This window comes from Vibrio sp. 1978, assembly GCF_033344345.1.
This window is the reverse complement of sequence record NZ_JAWPOP010000675.1, coordinates 1-614: the sequence shown is the minus strand read 5'-3', so window position 1 is coordinate 614 and position 614 is coordinate 1. Positions and strand designations below refer to the sequence as shown.

Genomic DNA, 614 nt, shown 5'->3' with positions numbered 1-614 from the left:
TCGAGCGTTCGGGTTTGCAGTGTGCTTCGGTCGAGGTAGACGCGCCACAGTCCACTTTGTTCGGCAAACGCAAATTTACTTTCACCCGTAACAGACTCCCAATAGTCCAATGCATGCGTCATGGCATCGACCAACACTTCACGCATCAAATCTTGCTTATCTTTTTTGTTGCCCAAAGCCTTATCAGCCAAACGAGTAAACTCGCCACCAAGCTCTTTGAGTTTCTGCAACTGGTCTCTATCACCATCGAATGCATAACTTGAGAGTACTTCTACCGCAGTTTCTAGGTTATGAATACGCGCGGCGTTAGCTCCACCACCGACATTAAAGATGTACATCACATCTAAGCCAGAGCCTTCTGGCAGTTTTAGAATGTCGGCTTCAATGTTTTGACGAATATCCTCAATGTAGATATCAATCTTGCCGCAATAATGAGGCTGCTTCACCGTCAAATATTTTGGTGCGATCAGTTCGTCAGCTGACGAGCGTTTAAGTTGCTCTAAACTGCGTTTGAATAGCTTACAAGCCGCTTCGTTGGCAAAACGAATACGCTGATCTTCTCGCAGACAAATAATAGCTTCCGGTGCAGATTCTAGCTGTTCTAACAAACGACC

Annotated in this window: 1 protein-coding gene; it reads right to left on the bottom strand. The window is 45.8% G+C overall.

From position 1 onward, the window contains the following. Positions 1–614: PAS domain-containing protein (locus R8N49_RS28480; RefSeq protein ID WP_318190616.1), on the bottom strand; the 614-nt coding region annotated here is incomplete at both ends.